We start from the raw sequence: 1,938 nt of genomic DNA on the forward strand, positions 1-1,938 counted from the left end.
CTTATCTGCATTGCCATGGTTGCGTTTTGACTGGGACGGAGATGGCGCTCTGGATGATGAGCACCCCTTTGTTGAGGCGCAGTTTGGTCAATATCGAGGCCACGACAGAATTATTTACTGGCGAGAAGTGAGTAACTGATTCTAGGTCGTGCTCCAAGGTTTGGGCATAGCGCGGGATGGAACCCGCTGCCTACAAAATATGAGAGTAATGCGGAGGGAGGGGCTTAATCCTCTTCCTCAGTACTCTCTTCAAAGCTCATATCAAGCTCTTTGATTTTACGGGTAAGCGTATTCCGGCCCCAGCCTAATAACTGGGAAGCATCTCTACGTCGTCCGCCAGTATGGTTCAATGCCGTATCGATCATAATACGCTCAAACTGGGGAACAGCTTGATCCAGAATGGCACTATTACCTTTTTTAAGTTCCTGGTCAGCCCACTTTCGCAAGGCTTCCTGCCAAGTACTTGCTGTTGGAGCAGTGTTATCTTCATCTAATAATTCTGGCGGCAGGTCTGATACATGAACCTCTCTACCACTAGCCATGACGGTTAACCAGCGACAGGTGTTTTCTAGCTGTCGAACATTACCTGGCCAGGGCATGGCACTTAAGTACTCTTCGGTCTCAGGGCGTAATTGCTTGATGTCGACCGAGAGCTCTTCAGCTGCTTTGCTTAAGAAGTAGTTCGCCAGGGTGGGGACGTCTTCACTTCGGTCGCATAGTTTAGGTAGGTGAACGCGAATAACGTTCAAACGGTGAAATAAATCTTCCCGGAAGCTACCTTCTTGAACCAGACCTTCAAGGTTTTGGTGGGTTGCAGCGATAATCCTAACGTTAACCTTAACGGGTGTGGTGCCACCGACTCGATAAAACTCACCATCTGCAAGTACACGTAATAGGCGGGTTTGCGTATCGGCAGGCATATCTCCGATTTCATCGAGGAAAAGTGTACCGCCATCAGCCTGTTCAAAGCGTCCGGTGCGCTGTCCTCCAGCACCTGTAAAGGCACCTTTCTCATGACCAAATAACTCAGACTCAATCAGGTCGTTGGGAATTGCAGCCATGTTTAAGGCAATAAATGGTAACTGTGCACGGGGGCTATGCTGATGCAAAGCACGAGCGACCAGTTCTTTACCTGTTCCTGATTCGCCATTGATCAGAACCGTTATATTTGACTGTGATAAGCGGCCGATAGCGCGAAACACTTCCTGCATCGCTGGAGCTTTACCAATGATTTCAGTATTTTCTTCATTGAGCTCCGGTGCATCAGGCATATTCTGTGCTTTTTGCTCTTGGGAGTGAGCAATGGCGCGTTTGATTAGTGCGACGGCATCATCTAGATCGAAGGGTTTGGGTAGGTAGTCGAAAGCGCCACTCTGATAGGAGGAAACAGCGCTGTCCAAGTCGGAATGAGCGGTCATAATAATGACCGGAACTGCCGGTACGCCACGATGCAAATTATTAGCTTGAATCTTTTCAAGTAGTGCAAGCCCATCAATGCCAGGCATACGAATATCACTGATAATCGCATCAGGGCTCTCGCTAGAAAGTCGTTCTACTACACCTTCACCGCTTTCAAAAGAGCGAAGCTCGTAGTCTTCTTTTGCTAGTGCTTTTTCAAGTACCCAGCGTATAGAGCGGTCATCATCAATGATCCATACAAGTGGCTTTGTTGTCATAGTGTTACTCCGAGATACTTGAAACGTTTGTTGGTTTAGGTGAGCGCGTGCTATCGATAGGGATATAAATAATGAAGTCGGTTTTACCTGGTTTGCTTTCGCACTCGACCAAGCCATCGTGCTTGGTAAATATGCTTTGCGTAATGGATAAGCCCAGACCTGTACCTTCTGCGCGCCCACTGATCATGGGGTAAAAAATATTCTGAATGGAATCCTTTGGTATACCTGGACCGTTGTCGATAATATCAACCTTTAGTACCAG

General features: G+C 47.7%; 3 protein-coding genes. 1 reads left to right on the plus strand and 2 read right to left on the minus strand.

What is annotated here, in order from left to right:
* Positions 1-19: 19 nt before the first annotated feature.
* Complete coding sequence (locus A3729_RS34675) at positions 20-139, plus strand: DUF6701 domain-containing protein (RefSeq protein ID WP_369820150.1); 120 nt, start codon at positions 20-22, stop codon at positions 137-139.
* 85 nt (positions 140-224) lie between these two features.
* Here the strand turns inward: A3729_RS34675 and glnG are convergent, their stop codons facing one another.
* Both glnG and A3729_RS20890 read right to left on the minus strand, forming a co-directional pair.
* Complete coding sequence (gene glnG / locus A3729_RS20885) at positions 225-1,676, minus strand: nitrogen regulation protein NR(I) (protein ID WP_068508266.1); 1,452 nt, start codon at positions 1,674-1,676, stop codon at positions 225-227.
* 4 nt (positions 1,677-1,680) lie between these two features.
* Positions 1,681-1,938 (minus strand): ATP-binding protein (locus A3729_RS20890; RefSeq protein ID WP_231877480.1); only part of this gene is annotated, 258 nt, incomplete at its 5' end.

Source organism: Oleiphilus sp. HI0043 (genome assembly GCF_001634935.1).